Source organism: Kribbella capetownensis (assembly GCF_004331485.1).
GTDB lineage: Bacteria > Actinomycetota > Actinomycetes > Propionibacteriales > Kribbellaceae > Kribbella > Kribbella capetownensis.
This window is the reverse complement of the sequence record NZ_SJKD01000001.1, coordinates 927940-943631: the sequence shown is the minus strand read 5'-3', so window position 1 is coordinate 943631 and position 15692 is coordinate 927940. Positions and strand designations below refer to the sequence as shown.

Annotated in this window: 18 protein-coding genes; 7 read left to right on the top strand and 11 right to left on the bottom strand. The window is 69.0% G+C overall.

Annotation, left to right across the window (positions count from 1 at the left end; all coding sequences use genetic code 11):
* Positions 1-106: 106 nt before the first annotated feature.
* The 4 genes from E0H75_RS04610 to E0H75_RS04595 are packed head-to-tail and all read right to left on the bottom strand — an operon-like array spanning position 107 to position 3415.
* Positions 107-793, bottom strand: coding sequence for an ABC transporter ATP-binding protein (locus E0H75_RS04610; protein ID WP_131363354.1), 687 nt, complete (start codon positions 791-793; stop codon positions 107-109).
* Positions 790-1056: a permuted SH3 domain-containing protein gene (locus tag E0H75_RS04605; protein WP_131511748.1), complete on the bottom strand. Its 267-nt coding sequence runs from the start codon at positions 1054-1056 to the stop codon at positions 790-792. The genes E0H75_RS04610 and E0H75_RS04605 overlap by 4 nt, the downstream gene beginning before the upstream one ends.
* On the bottom strand, positions 1053-2348 hold the full coding sequence (locus tag E0H75_RS04600; RefSeq protein WP_131511747.1) for a peptidoglycan-binding protein: 1296 nt from the start codon (positions 2346-2348) through the stop codon (positions 1053-1055). The genes E0H75_RS04605 and E0H75_RS04600 overlap by 4 nt, the downstream gene beginning before the upstream one ends.
* Positions 2345-3415, bottom strand: a complete 1071-nt coding sequence (locus E0H75_RS04595; protein WP_131511746.1) for a hypothetical protein — start codon at positions 3413-3415, stop codon at positions 2345-2347. Before E0H75_RS04595 ends, E0H75_RS04600 begins: the two co-directional genes overlap by 4 nt.
* Before the next feature lie 112 nt (positions 3416-3527).
* Here E0H75_RS04595 and E0H75_RS04590 point away from each other — a divergent pair, with 112 nt between their 5' ends.
* Genes E0H75_RS04590 through E0H75_RS04570 form a run of 5 tightly spaced genes read left to right on the top strand, consistent with a single transcriptional unit; the run spans position 3528 to position 7188 of the window.
* On the top strand, positions 3528-4241 hold the full coding sequence (locus E0H75_RS04590) for a response regulator transcription factor (protein WP_238162822.1): 714 nt from the start codon (positions 3528-3530) through the stop codon (positions 4239-4241).
* Positions 4231-6093: a sensor histidine kinase gene (locus E0H75_RS04585; protein WP_131511745.1), complete on the top strand. Its 1863-nt coding sequence runs from the start codon at positions 4231-4233 to the stop codon at positions 6091-6093. The genes E0H75_RS04590 and E0H75_RS04585 overlap by 11 nt, the downstream gene beginning before the upstream one ends.
* Before the next feature lie 8 nt (positions 6094-6101).
* Complete coding sequence (locus tag E0H75_RS04580; RefSeq protein ID WP_238162821.1) at positions 6102-6524, top strand: MmcQ/YjbR family DNA-binding protein; 423 nt, start codon at positions 6102-6104, stop codon at positions 6522-6524.
* A 25-nt stretch (positions 6525-6549) separates the two neighbouring features.
* Entirely contained in the window at positions 6550-6861 is a 312-nt protein-coding gene (locus tag E0H75_RS04575) for a hypothetical protein (protein WP_131511744.1), read from the top strand.
* Between the two features lie 6 nt (positions 6862-6867).
* A complete protein-coding gene (locus E0H75_RS04570) occupies positions 6868-7188 on the top strand; it encodes a hypothetical protein (RefSeq protein ID WP_131511743.1) in 321 nt (106 codons plus the stop codon).
* Here the strand turns inward: E0H75_RS04570 and E0H75_RS04565 are convergent.
* The 6 genes from E0H75_RS04565 to E0H75_RS04540 are packed head-to-tail and all read right to left on the bottom strand — an operon-like array spanning position 7144 to position 12589.
* The gene (locus tag E0H75_RS04565; RefSeq protein WP_131511742.1) at positions 7144-8100 is read right to left on the bottom strand and encodes an LLM class F420-dependent oxidoreductase; all 957 of its coding nucleotides are present in this window, start codon (positions 8098-8100) and stop codon (positions 7144-7146) included. The genes E0H75_RS04570 and E0H75_RS04565 overlap by 45 nt on opposite strands.
* 3 nt (positions 8101-8103) lie before the next feature.
* A complete protein-coding gene (locus E0H75_RS04560; protein ID WP_131511741.1) occupies positions 8104-8850 on the bottom strand; it encodes an SDR family oxidoreductase in 747 nt (248 codons plus the stop codon).
* Positions 8851-8858: 8 nt separating this feature from the next.
* Complete coding sequence (locus E0H75_RS04555) at positions 8859-9560, bottom strand: histidine phosphatase family protein (RefSeq protein WP_238162820.1); 702 nt, start codon at positions 9558-9560, stop codon at positions 8859-8861.
* Positions 9527-10576: a phosphotransferase family protein gene (locus tag E0H75_RS04550; RefSeq protein ID WP_131511740.1), complete on the bottom strand. Its 1050-nt coding sequence runs from the start codon at positions 10574-10576 to the stop codon at positions 9527-9529. The genes E0H75_RS04555 and E0H75_RS04550 overlap by 34 nt, the downstream gene beginning before the upstream one ends.
* On the bottom strand, positions 10569-11357 hold the full coding sequence (locus tag E0H75_RS04545; RefSeq protein WP_131511739.1) for an SDR family NAD(P)-dependent oxidoreductase: 789 nt from the start codon (positions 11355-11357) through the stop codon (positions 10569-10571). Before E0H75_RS04545 ends, E0H75_RS04550 begins: the two co-directional genes overlap by 8 nt.
* A complete protein-coding gene (locus E0H75_RS04540) occupies positions 11354-12589 on the bottom strand; it encodes an acyl-CoA dehydrogenase family protein (RefSeq protein WP_131511738.1) in 1236 nt (411 codons plus the stop codon). The genes E0H75_RS04545 and E0H75_RS04540 overlap by 4 nt, the downstream gene beginning before the upstream one ends.
* A 57-nt stretch (positions 12590-12646) precedes the next feature.
* Between E0H75_RS04540 and E0H75_RS04535 the strand changes: the two genes are divergently transcribed.
* Positions 12647-13234 carry a TetR/AcrR family transcriptional regulator gene (locus E0H75_RS04535; RefSeq protein ID WP_238162819.1) on the top strand — a complete coding sequence of 196 codons (588 nt, stop codon included), beginning with the start codon at positions 12647-12649 and terminating at the stop codon, positions 13232-13234.
* A gap of 271 nt (positions 13235-13505) precedes the next feature.
* On the opposite strand, the gene E0H75_RS04530 is transcribed toward E0H75_RS04535, so the two are convergent.
* On the bottom strand, positions 13506-14072 hold the full coding sequence (locus E0H75_RS04530; RefSeq protein ID WP_131511737.1) for a TetR/AcrR family transcriptional regulator: 567 nt from the start codon (positions 14070-14072) through the stop codon (positions 13506-13508).
* 111 nt (positions 14073-14183) lie between these two features.
* Between E0H75_RS04530 and E0H75_RS04525 the strand changes: the two genes are divergently transcribed.
* Positions 14184-15653, top strand: coding sequence for an MFS transporter (locus tag E0H75_RS04525; RefSeq protein WP_131511736.1), 1470 nt, complete (start codon positions 14184-14186; stop codon positions 15651-15653).
* The last annotated feature ends 39 nt before the right edge of the window (positions 15654-15692 follow it).

Here is a 15692-nt window from a genome sequence, read left to right as displayed (position 1 = left end):
CCCGCACGGCGGATGAGACCGGCGAGCGCCAGGCGGGGTCGCAGCCGCCGCAGCCCACGCCGGGTGGTGGACGGCCCGCCGGCGGGATCCGGGGGGCCTGCTGGGGTTACCACTGGAGGGTTCCGTCGACGATGCGGACCTGGCGCTGGGCCCGGCGGCTGACGTGATCGTCGTGGGTGATGACGGCCAGCGTCATCCCCTCGTGGTGCAACTCGTCGAACACTGCGAGGATCGCCTCCGCGTTGGCGCTGTCCAGGTTGCCGGTCGGTTCGTCCGCGAGCAGAAGGCTCGGCTCAGCGACCAGGGCTCGTGCGATCGCGACCCGTTGCCGCTCACCGCCGGACAGCGTGGTCGGCGCGAACTCCATCCGGTGCGCCAGGCCGACCCGCTCCAACGCGACTCGTGCCCGGGCCAACCGCACTCGTCGCGGCACGCCGACGTACACCATCGAAAGCGCGACGTTCTCCAGGACGGTCCGGTGGTCGAGCAGGTGGAAGGACTGGAACACGAACCCGATCCGCTCCCCACGCAGTACGGCGCGACGCCGCTCGCGCAGGCTCATGGTGTCGACCCCGTCCAGCCGGTAGACCCCGCCGGTCGGGTTGTCGAGCAGCCCGAGCAGATGCAACAGCGTCGACTTGCCGGATCCGGACGGGCCGACGATCGACAGGTACTCGCCTTGCCCGATGATCAGGTCGACGTCCCGGATCGCCTGTACCTCGGGTGGTCCGGGGAAGAACCGGCGTACGCCGATCATCTCGACCACCGGCGCCGGCAAAGCCACGGCCGTCATCGTCCGACCACCACCTGATCGCCATCGGCCAGCGAGGCGTCGCCGCTCGGGCTGACCTGCGCGAACCCGTCGGCCGACAATCCGACCGTGACGGGCACCAACTCAACCTTGCCGTCGCGCAGTACCTCGACCCGGGATCCGCCGTCCGAGCCTGCGGACAGCGCGGCGACTGGGACCGTGAGTACCTTGCCGTTCGTGCTCTTGACCGGGATCGTCACCCGGACGTTCGCGTCCCGCAGCTGCTCGAGCTGCTTGGCCGTCATCGTCCGACCACCACCTGATCGCCATCGGCCAGCGAGGCGTCGCCGCTCGGGCTGACCTGCGCGAACCCGTCGGCCGACAATCCGACCGTGACGGGCACCAACTCAACCTTGCCGTCGCGCAGTACCTCGACCCGGGATCCGCCGTCCGAGCCTGCGGACAGCGCGGCGACTGGGACCGTGAGTACCTTGCCGTTCGTGCTCTTGACCGGGATCGTCACCCGGACGTTCGCGTCCCGCAGCTGCTCGAGCTGCTTGGCCGTCAGCGTGTTGGGCCCGACGACGACGTCGTACTGCTCGCCGTTGCGGGTGACCCGGCGGACCTTCGCGGCGACCGACGTACCGTCGCCGAGAGTGAGGCTCGCTGTCATCCCGGCCTTCAGCCGCTCCGCGGTCTGTGCGTCGACCTTGAGCGTGACGACCAGCGAAGCGCCACTGGCCGACATGACCACGCCGTTCACGGTGCCGCCGCGCTCGACCTTCACGTCGTCGACCCGGCGCGGCAGGGTCTTCACGTAGACCACCTCCGACACCGGAAGCGGGGTACCGGCCTTCGACTGAGCGTCGGCCAGCTCGTCCTCGGCGTCGTCCAGGTTCTCCTCGGCGTCATCGACCGCGCCCTGCTGGACGCTCAGATCCTTCGCCTTCGCGGCCTGGGCCTGCTTGAGCGCGGCCTTGGCCTGGCGGAGCGCGTTCTTCGCCGCGTCGACGCTCTTCTCCGCCGCGTCGACCGCCTGGGTGAGCCGCTCGTCCGGTTCGGGGGCGTCGTACCCGGCCTTCTCGTACAGGCGCTCCACGGCCCGCGAGGTGCTCCCGTCGTACTCGTCGTCGACCGTGCCAGGGTCTAGGCCGAGCCGGTCGAGGGTCTGCTCGAGCTGCAGCACGTCCGGTCCCTTGCTGCCCGGCGTGAGCGTGCGGTACATCGGCAGTACGCCGGCCAGGCCGATCACCGGACGGCCGGTGATCTCCAGCAGCGCCTTCCCCTCGGTGATGGTCGAGCCGACCTTCGGCACCTTGCCGGTGACGATCGCCGGGGTGGTCAGTCCGCTGGTCTCGACCCGGATGTTCACCGCGCCGTCGAACGACGCGTCACCCCGGCCGACCACCTTGCTGGACAGTGCCTTCTTCTCCACCGGCACGGTGATCTGGGAGGCCTTCGGTGCCGCGGTCTTCGCCGCCGCGTCCTCGGGTGAGGTGATCCGGGTGCCGGCCACGACGCCGACCCCGAGCGAGACGGCCGCCACCGTGGACACCCCGACCAGGACCCGGCGCCGCGACTTGGGCGATGCGGTCACCGGTTCGCCATTCCGTCGCGGTACGCCTCCAGCTCGGCCTTGTGCTGGTCGACGAACTCCTTCTCCATCGCGTACTGCACCGTCTTGTACGAGGCGTCGTACGTCGTGGCGCGGCACTTCTGGTCGGCCACCGCGAGGTCGATCTCGGACTTGCGCAGCTCGGACAGCTTGGCCGCGTCCACCTTGTCGAACGAGGGCGGGCCCTTGATCACTGCCTTGCCGGACGAGTTGCCGGCGGGCGGCGTGGTGCCGGTGAGCTCGTCCAGCTTCCGGGTGATCGACTCCCGCGGGTCGTCGAGCTTCTTGAAGCCGGAGTGGCCCGCGTCGGCCAGGCAGTCCGCCCAGGCGGTGGTGGCGTCGACCACCCGCTGGTCGCCCTCGATCCGCTTCTGCAGCGCCTCGATGTCCTTGAACAGGGACTCGTACTTCTTGAAGTCGGCCGCGCGGTCCTCGCCCTTGCCGTAGACCTCTTCGACCGCCTTGCCGCGGCAGCCCAGGTCCTGCTTGCCGCTGGTGGCCGGGCCGCTGCCCTCCTTCGGGGCGATCACGACCGTGCCGTTGGCGGTCGCGTTCGGCCCGTTCAGCGCGGTGTCGTACGCCTTCTGGGCCTTCGCCGAGAGGGCGCTGCGGATCTTGGTGTTCGGGTTGCTGTCGTCGTCGCCGGTCTTGGACCAGTCGATCGTGCTGATCCCGTAGCCGTACTGCTGGGCGAACTTGTCCTCCGGCAGGTTGAAGGCGTCGTTGAACTTGCTCTTCGGCTGCGACTCCGGCGGTACGGCGACGTACTCGAAGCCGGCGTCCTTCATGCACGCGGCGGTGGCGTCCTCGACCTTGCGCTGCTTGGCCAGCTCCTCCTCGGACGTCCCCTGGCCGCCGCCGGCCCGGACCGCGATCCGCATCCCGCCACCACCGCGCGAGCTGACGAACCCCTCACCCATGTACTCCGCGAGCGGACTCTTGTCGCCGTTCTTCTGATCGCCGCCGACCGCGCCCGGGTCCGGCCCGTTCCCGCAGCCGGCCAGCGCCAGGACCGCCACCACGGCGAGTGCTTTTCGTGAGGTTCTCATGGTGGTGGAGCGTGCCGCCGGGGCGGTGAAGAACCTGTGAAGGAGCCGTTTGCACCCGATGCTCTCAGTCGATCTTCATCGGATTCTCATGAACATCGGCGACATTGAAGCCATGCCAGCGCGGATTCTCGTCGCCGAAGACGACCTGAAGCAGGCGGAGCTGATCCGGCGGTATCTCGAGCGGGAGGGGCACCTGACCGTCGTCGTCCACGACGGGCGGGCCGCGATCGACGAGGCCCGCCGGCGCAGCCCTGACCTGCTGGTGCTCGACGTGATGATGCCGAAGGTCGACGGCCTGGATGTCTGCCGGGTCCTGCGGGCCGACCGTGACACCGGCGCAGACGTACCGATCATCATGCTGACCGCACGCTCCACCGAGGACGACCTGCTGCTCGGCCTGGACCTCGGCGCGGACGACTACCTGACCAAGCCGTACAACCCGCGCGAGCTGGTGGCCCGGGTGCGGACCGTACTGCGGCGCACCCGGAGTAGGGCCGAGGGTGAGGTGTACCGCGTCGGCGAACTGGAGATCGACCCGATCCGGCACGAGGTCCGGCTGGCCGGCCGCCTGCTCGACGTGACCCCGGCCGAGTTCAAGATCCTGGCCTGCCTGGCCGCCTCACCCGGGCGGGCGTTCTCCCGGCAGCAGTTGCTGGAGCACGCGTTCGGGTTCGACCACTACGTCTTCGACCGGACCATCGACGTACACGTGATGAACCTGCGCAAGAAGGTCGAGCCGTCGCCCGGCACACCGGCGTACCTGAAGACCGTGTACGGCGTGGGCTACAAGCTGGCTGACAAGGTGGTGACGTCGGATGCGTCGTAGTGTGCTGGTCCGCTTCCTCGGCCTGTCCCTCGCGGTCGCGCTCGGCGCGGTGATCGCGACCGCGGTGCTCGCCACCTACAGCACCTCGGAGAAGCTCCAGGGCGAGATCGACGCGAACACCGGCCAGTTGCAGGTCGACGGCGAGGTCTTCAACACGCTGTCCGAGTACGCCGCCGACCACCCGACCTGGTCCGGCGTCGACAAGGAGGTCCACCGGCTCGCCGACCAGCTCGGGCGGCGGGTCGCGCTGACCGAGCCGGACGGCACCGTGATCGCGGACTCGGCCCGGATGCTCGGTGCCGGCCCCGAGCTGCCCTCGGTGCCTGCGGCAACCATCGATGCGCGGGCGCAGGGCGGTGGGTTCGCCTTCAGCGGGACGATGAGCGTGTACGGCCTGCGCAAGGCCGTGGCAGCGAACGCGACCCAGAAGATCACCGCGGCGGCCGTCGCTCCGCTGCCGCCGCTGTACTTCGGCTGGGGACTGACCGACGACGAGCGGCGCGACCGGGACCGGCTCGCCGACCAGGCCGCCGCCTGCTACCAGGCGGAAGGCAAGTCCGCCTCGGTGGCGCGGGCCGGCAACACACCGCAGGTGATGGTCGAGTCGAGCAAGTCGGCCGAGGGTGTCAGCGTGATGCAGTTCGCCAAGCCCGGCCAGGCGGCGACCGACAAGTGCGTGCCGGCCGGGCTGAACGCGCCGAGTGCGAAGGCCAAGGTGGTCAACGACGACGAGGTCCGCCGGGCGAGTGAGTGCCTGGACAAGGCCGGCGAGACCTACAAGGTCGCCACCGAGAACGGCTTGCGGATGGTGCTGCCGAACGACAAGACAGAGATGTCCAACACCTTCGTCCACTGCACGACGGAGGCCCGGTCGCAGGCCTTGACGCCGTACGTCGCTCCGGAGGCCAAGCTCTATCTCGGTGCGAAGAGCACGTTCAACGTGTTCTCCGGCGAAGGCATGCTGCGGACCGCGGCGACCGCGCTCGGCGTCCTGCTGATCGCCGCGCTGGTGATGCTCTTCGCCGGGCGCAGGCTGGTCCGTCCGATCGTGGCGCTGACGGGAGCGGCCCAGCGGATGCGGAGCGGCGACCACGCGGCCCGGGTCCCGGTGACCGGGAAGGACGAGGTGGCCCGGCTCGGGCACGCGTTCAACGCGATGGCCGAGTCCATCCAGCAGCACGATCACCAGCGCAAGGCCATGGTCAGCGATGTCGCCCATGAACTGCGGACCCCGTTGGCCAACATCAAGGGCTATCTGGTCGCGTCCGAGGACGGCGTCGTACCGCTGGATCGTGAGCTGGTGACGTCCTTGCTGGAGGAGACCGGGCTGCTCGAGCATCTGGTCGCCGACCTACAGGACCTGGCGCTCGCGGACGCCGGCATGCTCCGGCTGCACCGCGCTCCGCGAGACCTGTCCGAGCTGGCGCAGCAGGTGGTTTCGGCGCATCGACCGGCCGCCGAGACCGCCGGCGTAGCGCTGACGGCCGACGTACCCGACTCAGCTCCGGCTTCGGTCGACAGCGCCCGGATCCGCCAAGCCCTCGGCAACCTGGTCTCGAACGCCATCCGCTTCACTCCGTCCGGCGGCCAGGTCGTGCTCGGCGTACGACGTGTTGCCGACGGCTACAACCTGACCGTCACCGACAACGGCACCGGGATCGCGGACAAGCACCTGCCCCACCTGTTCGACCGGTTCTACCGCGCCGAGCAGTCCCGCAATCGGACGACCGGCGGCAGCGGCCTGGGCCTCGCGATCACCAAGCACCTCGCCGAAGCACACGGCGGCCGCATCGCGGTGACCAGCAGTCCCGGCAACGGATCGGTCTTCTCGATCTGGGTCCCGGCTGGTTAACTCGGCGTGTGGCCGGGCGGAAAGCGCGAGTGGCGGATGTGCACGAGGTGGCGCTGGGAATGCCGCATGTCACCGTCTGGAAGAAGGACACCGACAGCGAACGGCCGGTGTACCAGGTCGGCGGGAAGTCGTTCGTATTCTTCCGGACCGCGCGGCCGGACGCGTTCGACCCGGACACCGGCGAGCGGTACGACGACGTGATCGTGTTCTGGGTGGAGTCGCAGGACGACAAGCTCGCCCTGGTGTCGGATGAGTCGAACCCGTTCTTCACCACCCCACACTTCGACGGCCACCCGTCGGTCCTCGTCCGCGCGAGCCGGATCGGCGAGCTCACCAAGCAGGAACTGACCGAGATCATCCAGGACGCCTGGCTCGCCCAGGCCTCCAACCGCCGCGCCACCACCTGGCTCGCCGACCACCGCCTCAGCTGACCTCGCGCCTGCGAAACTGAGCAGGGTGAGCTACCCACCGGGCGGACCGGCCGCGCCCAACTACGGACAACCACCTCGCAAGAACCGAGCCGGTCTGATCATCACCCTGCTCGTGGCACTCCTGGTCGGGGCCCTGATCACGGGCGGCGTACTCGTCGCCAGGCTGATCTCCGGCCGCCATACGCCCACTTCGGCGCCCACCAAGGTCACCTCGGTGGTGGTCAAGACGCAAGACCTGTCACCGAAGCTCCCGACCAGGACGGTCCAGGTGCCCATCCCCAGGCCGACGACTGGTCCGTCGGCCACCGAGAAGCCCGCCAGATCACCGGAGCCGTAAGCATCCGTGGGCGACCTGGCCCGGTCCTTCGTTGCTCAGCTCAACGCCAACAATCCGACCGCCGCGACCGCGTTGGCCTGTCGGAGTGCCAAGCAGGTGATCCCCTTCCTGATGCGGCAGTACCTGTACCCACCGACCAGGCTGACCACCGCGACGACGCCGATCGGTGCGCAGGTCACCTTCGTCGTCCAGGTGTCGGGCTACACCAAGGGCGCGAAGGTGCCGGGTGCCGTCGTGATCCAGCAACTCAGCCCGAGCCGCTGTGCGTCCGTGCCTTCTCGGTCAGCCCAGACTGAGCGGTGCGAGGGCGCGGGCGGTCTCGAGTAGGTCAGTGCCTGTCGGCAAGGTGGCGATGATCGGGGTGTCCAAGCCGTTGGCGACGTACCGGCCGATGTGGTCGCGGCACTCGTCCGGGGTGCCGTGGACGATCAGGTCGTCCAGGACCTCGACCGGTACGGCGGCCATCGCGGCGTTGCGGTCGCCCGCAGCCCAGGCCTCGCGCATCTCCTTCATCGCAGCGCCCCGGCCGAGCCAGTCGTGGAAGGCGGCGTACCCGGGCACGGTCAGGTAGGTCGCGATCAGGAAGCGGCCGATGTTGCGCGCCATCTCCGCGTCGTCGGTGACGCAGACGAAGATCCGCGCGGCCAGCTCCTTGTCCGGCCCGAGCTCGGCCCGCACCTGGCGTACGTCGTCGGCCGACAGCCAGTTGGTGATCGCACCGTCCGCCTCCCGCGCGGCCAGCTTCAGCATCTGCGGCCGCAGCGCCGCGAGCATGATCGCCGGCGGCACGTCCGGCGCTTTCTCCAGCCGGAACCGCTGGATGGTGAAGCTGTCGAACTCCCCGTCCACCCGCTCCCCGGCGAACGCCTGCCGCAGGAACCGCAGTACGTCGCGGGTCCGGGCCAGCGGTGGGTCGTACGCGATTCCGTTCCACCCGGTCACGATGGTCTCCGACGACGCCCCGATCCCGAGCACGAACCGCCCCGGCGCCAACTCCGCCAACGCGGCCGCACTCATCGCCAACGCGGCCGGCCCCCGCGTGTGCACAGGTACGACGGCAGTCCCCAGCCGCAACTGGTCGTCCCACTCGGACGCCAGCACCAGCGGCGTGAACGCGTCCGCCCCGGCCACCTCGGCCGACCACAGATCGGTGTAACCCAGCGACGCCAGCTCAGCGACCAGCGGCCGGTGATCGCGCAGCGGCACCCCGGTCAACGGAACAGTCAGACCCCAACGCATGGGTTAGATCATCCTCTTCAGCAACGGCAGTGGTGCGTACCGCATCACCCGGGCGAGTGGGCTCCACGGCCACGGTGGCACGTACGCCGTCGCCTTCTCGGCCTCGATCGCGGCGACAATCGCTCGTACGCCGGGAACAGTGTCGACGATCAGCGGGGTGTTCGCGACATGCTCGTTCATCTCCGACCGGATGTACCCGGGGAAGATCGTGCTGACCTTGATCGGCTTGCGGAGCAGCTCCAGCCGGAGCCCTTCGGCCAGTGCGGCCACCCCGGCCTTGGTCGCGGCGTACGTCGTCACCGTCTTCGGCAACCCGCGGACCGCCGAGACGGACGAGATGAACACGAGGTGCCCGGCGTTCCGCGCCCGGAACAGCTCCATCGCCGCCTCGGCCTGGGCGAGTGCGCCGACGAAGTTGGTCTCCGCGGTCTGCAGGTTCGCGTCGAACCGCCCGGTGCCGAGCGGCGCACCCTTCCCGAGGCCGGCGTTCACGATGACCCGATCGAGCTGGCCCAGCTCGGCATCGGCCTTGCGGAACACCTCGAAGACGTGCTCGTGATCGGTGACGTCGAGCTTGTGGATCACCACTGTCAGCCCGGGATACCGCTCGGTCAGCTCGGCCCGGAGTGCCTCCAGCCGGTCCTCGCGGCGCGCGGTGAGCGCCAGGTTGCGGCCCTTGGCAGCGAACTGCCGGGCCATCTCCTCCCCCAGTCCGGCGCTGGCGCCGGTGATCAAGATGTTCCGTCTCATTGGGAGCCTTATCTGTAGGAGAGCAACTCGCTGCCGTCGAGATGCCCGTGCTCGTTGTAGCTCACCACAGTCAGCCCGCTCCGGCCTGACACGACCTTGGTGATCGCGGTGTTGATCGTGACCGGGTTGAGCCGCGACCACAGCTCGTCGCCACCAGACAGCAGCCGGCTCACCACCGCCGCGATCGGACCGCCCGACGTGAAGACCACAGCGGTCTCGCCCTTGCCCAGTCGCTCGGCAGTACGACGTACTGCGGCTTCGGACCGGTCGCAGAAGGCGCGGAACGTCTCGGTGTAGCCGTCACCACCCTCGACCCAGCGCTGGGTGGCGGCGGTGAACATCTGCTGGAAGGCACGCTCCGGGTGGCCGGTCCGGGCGAGGTCGGCCAGCATCACCGCACGCTGCTTGTAAGCGGGCTTGTGCGCCACGATCAGCTCGGTGTGATCGAACTCGTCGAAGCCCTTGTCCTCTTCCGCGGTCACTTCGGCGAGCGCGAGTGCCGCGGTCTGGGCGTGCCGCCGCATCGAACCACGCAGCACGAGATCAGCGGTCACCCCGCGGGCGAGCAGAGCCTTGCCGAGCACGGTCGCCTGTTCCTCACCCTGCGGCGAGAGGTGGTCGTAGTCTGACCGGCGGAAGGACGCCTGTGCGTGCCGGACGAGATAGATGACGGCCATCAGGCCCGCCGCATGATCCGGCGGCAGCGCCACTCGAGCAGGTTGACCGGCCTCCACATGGTCTTGAACCGTGGGTTGTGGGTCTGCTTGTGGTGGTAGCGGTAGTAGATCTGCTGCGCGATCACGGCCAGCCGGAACAGCCCGAACACCTCGTAGAACGCCCAGTTCTCCGGTTTCAGTCCGGACCGCTCGGCGTAGTACGCGACGATCTCGTCCCGCGTCAGCATGCCGGGTACGTCGGACGGCTGCAGGCGGAACCGGCGGAACGCCCAGTCGTCGTCGGCCTGGACCCAGTACGCCATCGCGCCGCCGAGATCCATCAGCGGGTCGCCGAGGGTCGCCAGCTCCCAGTCGAGGACGCCGACCACCCGGAGTGGGTCGTCCGGGGCGAGCACCACGTTGTCGAGGCGGAAGTCGTTGTGGATGACGCACGTACGGACGTCGGCCGGTTGGTTCTCGGCCAGCCAGGCCATCACGCGCTCGTAGCTCGGCACGTTCCAGGTCTTGGCCTTGCGGTACCGATCCGACCAGCCCTTGACCTGGCGTTCGACGTACCCCTGGCCGCGACCGAGGTCGGTCAGACCGGCGGCGTCGGCATCGACGGCGTGCAGCTCCACCAGGGTGTCGATCAGTGTGTAGCCGAGCTGCCGGGTCTGGTCGGCGGTCAGATCCACGCCGAGCGCCGACGTCCGCGGGATGGTGCCTTCGATCCGCTCCATCACGTAGAACTCGGAGCCGATCACCGCGTCGTCGTTGCAGTGGGCAACCATGGTCGGAACGTACGGGAAGACCGGTTTGAGGCCGGCCTGGATCCGGTACTCGCGGCCCATGTCGTGCGCGCCCTTCGCCTTGGTCCCGGCCGGCGGGCGGCGCAGGATCAGGTCGTGGCCGTCGTAGCGCAGTAAATAGGTCAGGTTGGACGCACCGCCGGAGAACTGCTTGACCTCCGGCAACCCGGCCGGCAACTCGGTCTGCTGCCGGAGCCAGCGGTCCACCGCCGGCACGTCGAAGGAGTCCTCCTCGCGGACCGCCCGCGCGCCATCACCCACGGGCGGCGGCCTCGGCGCGCTCGCGGGCCCGGGCGGCGATCTTGCGCATCTGCCGGTCGTACAGCGGCCGGGCGAACCGCTTGGTCCGCCAGGCCATCAGCGCCGGCCGGTCCGGGATGATCAGGAACTGCTTCTTCTTGATCCCGGTGATCACCCCGGCCGCGATGTCGTCGGCCGTCCGCGGCGACTTCTCGATCAGCTGCCGCGCGGTCGCGCCCATCGCGGTGTCCTCGCCCTGGATCGAGTCGCCGAGGTTCGTCCGGAAGAACGACGGGCAGACGACCGAGACGTTCACGCCGTACGGATGCAGCTCGTGCGACAGGGTCTCCGAGAGCGCGACGACACCGGCCTTGACCGTGTTGTACGAGCTCATCATCGGCGGGTGGACCAGGCCGGCCGCGGACGCGGTGTTCACGATGTGGCCCGAGCGCTGGCGCTTGAAGACGGGTGTGAACGCACGGCAGCCGCGGACGACACCCATCAGATTGATGTCGACGACGCGGTCCCACTCGTCGAGAGTCTCGACGTCGATCCGGCCGCCGGTGGCGATGCCGGCGTTGTTCACCAGGATGTCGAGGCCGCCCCAGTTCTGCTCGCACCACTCGACCGCCGCGGCCCAGTCCTCGGCGCTACGGACGTTCAGTCTGCGGTACTTCGCTCCGCCGTCCGGACCGTCGTCGGCGACATCCGTGCTGAGCACTTGGTGGCCTTCGGCAACGAACCGGGCGACCAGCGCGGCACCGAGCCCGCTGGCGCCGCCGGTGACGAGGACGCGGCTCACTTGACCTCCCGGGGCAGGTACGACGCCAGTTCGAGCCTGGCGATGACTCCACGGTGCACCTCGTCGGGCCCATCCGCCAGCCGCAGCGCCCGCGCACTCGTCCAAGCCGCCGCGAGCGGGAAGTCGTCCGACAGCCCACCACCACCGTGCAACTGGATCGCCATGTCGATCACGTCCTGCGCCATCCGCGGCACCGCGACCTTGATCTGGCTCACCTCGCTCAACGCACCCGCCAGCCCTTCGGTGTCCAGCAGGTACGCCGTCTGCAGCACGAGCAACCGGGCCTGGTTGATCGCGATCCGCGCGTCGGCGATCCGCTCCCGGTTGCCGCCCAGGTTGACGATCGGCTTACCGAACGCGGTCCGGGTGGTGCCGCGCTCCAACGCGAGCTCGAGCGCCTTCTCCGCCAGGCCGATCAGCCGCATGCAGTGGTGGACGCGGCCCGGCCCGAGCCGTCCTTGCGCGATCTCGAACGCACGTCCCGGCCCGACCAGGATGTTCGACGCCGGCACGCGAACGTCGGTGAACGACACCTCGCCGTGGCCGTGCGGTTCGTCGTACCGGTGCATCGTCGGGAGCAGGCGCTCGACCTTCACACCGGGGGTGTCCCGGGGGACGAGCACCATCGTGTGCCGCGCGTACCGAGGGGCGTCGGGATCGGTGAGGCCCATGAAGATCAGGAGCTGGCAGTCCGGGTGACCGACTCCGGTGCTCCACCACTTGCGGCCGTTGATGACGACCTCGTCGCCCTCGATGACCGCTGTCGCTGCCATGTTGGTGGCGTCCGCCGACGCGACGTCCGGCTCGGTCATACAGAACGCGGACCGGATCGCGCCGTCGAGCAGTGGCTCCAACCACTGCTTCTTCTGCTCGGCGTCGCCGTACCGCAGCAGCACTTCCATGTTGCCGGTGTCGGGCGCGTTGCAGTTGAAGACGTACGGCGCCAGGAACGACCTGCCGGTGAGCTCGGCGATCGGGGCGTAGTCGAGATTCGGCAGGCCTTCGCCGTACTGCTCGTTGCCGGGCTCGGCCGGCGGGAGGAACAGATTCCAGAGTCCCTGTTTGCGGGCTTTCGCCTGCAACTCCGCGAACACAGGCTGTGGCTGCCACGGATCGGCGGCCGCCCGGGTCGCGGCCTGCAACTCCGCCTCGACCGGCTCGATCTCAGTCCGGATGAACTCCGCTACCCGGCCGATCAGCTCACGCGCCCGGGCGGAAGGTTCGAATCCCATCAAGACTCCTTCGGGTTGCCTTGACCGTAGCTCAGCCCCTAAGCAATGCTCAATAGCATGGATCACCGACTGTCAGCGGAGGACCGCAAGAAGCAACTGGTCCGGATCGGGCTGATGATGCTGCGCACGCAGCCGATCCACGAGCTGTCGATCGACGCTATCGCCGGGCAGGCCGGAATCTCCCGCAGCCTGCTGTTCCACTACTTCCCGAGCAAGCGCGACTACTACGTCGCCGTCATCTCCGCTGCCGGCCGTCGTCTCCTGCGCGTCACCAAGCCGGACGACTCTCTTCCGCCCGACGAGCAACTGCACGAGATGCTGATCCAGTTCGTCGCGTTCATCACCCGACGGCGCACGGCGTACATCTCCTTCGTCCGAGGCGCCGCCGGCGGCGACGACTACGCAGTCAAGGTGTACGACGAAACCCGCGCCGGCCTCACCAAGCGCGTCCTGACGTACCTCGGCCTCCCCGAGGTCGCTGAGTCACCGGCGTCGGGCGAGTACATGCAAGTGCACGCGTGGCTCGCGTACACCGAAGACCTCGCCATCGAATGGTCCGGCCTCCCGGAAAACGACCGCCAGTCAACCGACAAAGAACTGGTAACCCACGCCATAGAAGCCCTCCACCTGTTGCGCAAGCTGTAACCGCCCCCACGCGCGCTCCTGCCGTCACGTGCTCGCAGACGCTCCCACCCACCCAAGCCTTTGCGGCTACCGCCGCCCCGAGTACAGCGCGGTGTCGCGGCCCCTGTGGACCCTCGAACAGCTGTTGGACCGCGTGGGTCGCCAGCTGTGGTGAACGATCTGGACGGCTTTCCGGAAACTCTTCGTCGCCTGGTGACCCTTTGTTTCCGGACATCGCACCTGGTAGGCGATGTCCCGCTGTCCCGCAGGTCGTGGGCGGATGAGGCTGGGGTCATAGCAGTCGGTCGACGAGGCTGTTGACGTAGTCGGGGGTGAGTGGGCCTAGGCCGAACAGGACGCGGATGTACATCGGGGCCATCACGTGGTCCAGGACGCCGAGGGCGTCGGGGGCGTGCTCGCCGCGTTCCTGGGCGCGATCGAGCATGGACTGTAGTTGCCGGCCGCGTTCGGCGAGGAGGTCGTCGAGCGCCTGCGTGCCCTGCTGACCGTTGCTCGACAGGGCTACGGCCAGGCGTAGCAACGCCAGACCCTCGGGTCCGGTGATCTCGCGGGCGACGTTGGCCGCGTACGTGCGCAGGTCGCCGGCCAGACTCCCGGTGTCGGGCATCGGCGACCGCGCGTTGAGGCGGGTGAGCGCCACGTCGGTGAGCAGGGCTTCCAGGCTGCCCCACCGGCGGTAGATGCTGCTGTCCGCCACGCCCGCGCGGGCTGCGACTTCGCCGACGGTGACGTTGCCGTAGCCGCGCTCGCTGATCAGGTCGGTGACTGCCTGATGCACCGCCGCACCGACGCGGGCGCCGCGCCCGCCGGGTCGCCGGGCTCGCTGTCGCTCGTCCATGCCCCCACCTTAACGCAGTAATGACTTGCGTTTGTGGGGTAGCCTCCTTACAGTCGCCTAACGCAGTCAACAACTGCGTTAGAGCGCAACCGCCAAGCGAGAGGAATCCCCGTGGCTGCATCGCCTGCCGCCGTACGCAGTCGACCGAACCGGGCCGTGCTGCTCACGGTGACCTGCCTGGGCCAATTCATGGTGCTGCTCGACAACACGATTGTTGGAGCAGCGCTACCCGACATGCAGCACCGGCTGCACACGCAGCTGACCGGTCTGCAGTGGATCGTCGACGCATACGTGCTGCTGGTCGCCATGCTGCTGCTGACCGGCGGCGTTTTCGCTGACCGGTTCGGCCGCAAGCGGGTGTATCTGGCCGGTGCGGTGGTGTTCACCGCCGCATCGGTGCTGTGCAGCCTCGCGCCCTCGGCCGGCTGGCTGATCGGCGGGCGGGTGCTGCAGGGCATCGGAGCCTCGGCGCTGAGCCCTGCCTCGCTGGCCCTGCTCGCCGCCGCCTATCCAGTTCCTCAGGAACGCATGAAGGCGATCGGGCTGTGGGCCGGATTCAGCGGAATCGGCCTGGTCGCCGGACCCGTGGCCGGCGGCGTGCTGACAGATGCCTTCGGCTGGCCCGCGATCTTCCTGGTCAATCTGCCCATCGGCGTGATCCTGCTGCTGGTCGGCCTGCGCCATCTTGGCGAGTCCCGCAATCCGAGCGCACCCGCGATCGACATCCCGGGTACGGCGCTGTCCGTTCTGGCGGTGGGGGCACTGACCTACGGGCTGATCGAGGGTGGCGCCCGCGGCTGGACCTCACCGGTCATCCTGGCGTGCTTCGCCGCCGCGGCGATCCTCCTGGCCGGCTTCGTCGCCGTCGAAGCGCGTCGTTCCGCACCGATGCTCCCACTGCGGCTGTTCCGGCAGCGGCTGTTCACCGTGTCCAACACCGCCATGATCGTGGTGGGGTTCGCGCTGATGGGCTCGTCGTTCTTCTTCTCCCAGTTCTTCGTGTACGTCCAGGGCAGCTCGATCCTGCGCGCCGGCCTGCAGACCCTCCCCACCTCCGTTGCCATGGTGGTGGTCAGCCCGTTCGCGGGCCGGCTCGCCGCCCGGTACGGCTTCCGGATCGTGGTCACCATCGGTCTGGCCCTGGCCGGAGGAGGGTTGCTGGCGCTGGGCATGGTGCACGCCGACACCGGATACGGGAATGTGTGGTGGCGGCTTGCAGTCGTCGGCATCGGCTTCGCTCTGACCATGTCCCCACTGACGGGCGCCGCCATCCAAGCGGTCAGCCCGCAAGAAGGCGGCCTCGCCTCTGGCATCAGCAGCACCACCCGGCAGATCGGCGCCGTGCTCGGCGTGGCGGTCCTCGGAGCCATCGTCCGCACCCGGCAATCCGGCGGCGCCTCCTTCGAGACCGGCCTCAACAGCGCCTTCGTCGCCGCCGGCACCGTCACTGTGGCCGCCGCCGTATTCACCGCCCTGTGGCTGGCGAGGTCCAAGCCCGCGGACGGCTCGACGCTGCCGGACCGTTCCACCGATCCAGCCACGGTCACCACGCCGAACGAGGTGTCCACAAACAGCCGTTGACCGCGAGCACGCGATGGCAGGAGCGCGCGGGGTGATCCA

Bases quoted from the DNA above. Each gene is read 5' to 3' on its own strand.
- E0H75_RS04560 (WP_131511741.1), bottom strand. From the start codon at position 8,850: ATGAGACGGAACATCTTGATCACCGGCGCCAGCGCCGGACTGGGGGAG.
- E0H75_RS04535 (WP_238162819.1), top strand. From the start codon at position 12,647: ATGGATCACCGACTGTCAGCGGAGGACCGCAAGAAGCAACTGGTCCGG.
- E0H75_RS04595 (WP_131511746.1), bottom strand. From the start codon at position 3,415: ATGAGAACCTCACGAAAAGCACTCGCCGTGGTGGCGGTCCTGGCGCTG.
- E0H75_RS04530 (WP_131511737.1), bottom strand. From the start codon at position 14,072: ATGGACGAGCGACAGCGAGCCCGGCGACCCGGCGGGCGCGGCGCCCGC.
- E0H75_RS04610 (WP_131363354.1), bottom strand. From the start codon at position 793: ATGACGGCCGTGGCTTTGCCGGCGCCGGTGGTCGAGATGATCGGCGTA.
- E0H75_RS04540 (WP_131511738.1), bottom strand. From the start codon at position 12,589: ATGGGATTCGAACCTTCCGCCCGGGCGCGTGAGCTGATCGGCCGGGTA.
- E0H75_RS04590 (WP_238162822.1), top strand. From the start codon at position 3,528: ATGCCAGCGCGGATTCTCGTCGCCGAAGACGACCTGAAGCAGGCGGAG.
- E0H75_RS04565 (WP_131511742.1), bottom strand. From the start codon at position 8,100: ATGCGTTGGGGTCTGACTGTTCCGTTGACCGGGGTGCCGCTGCGCGAT.
- E0H75_RS04585 (WP_131511745.1), top strand. From the start codon at position 4,231: ATGCGTCGTAGTGTGCTGGTCCGCTTCCTCGGCCTGTCCCTCGCGGTC.
- E0H75_RS04605 (WP_131511748.1), bottom strand. From the start codon at position 1,056: ATGACGGCCAAGCAGCTCGAGCAGCTGCGGGACGCGAACGTCCGGGTG.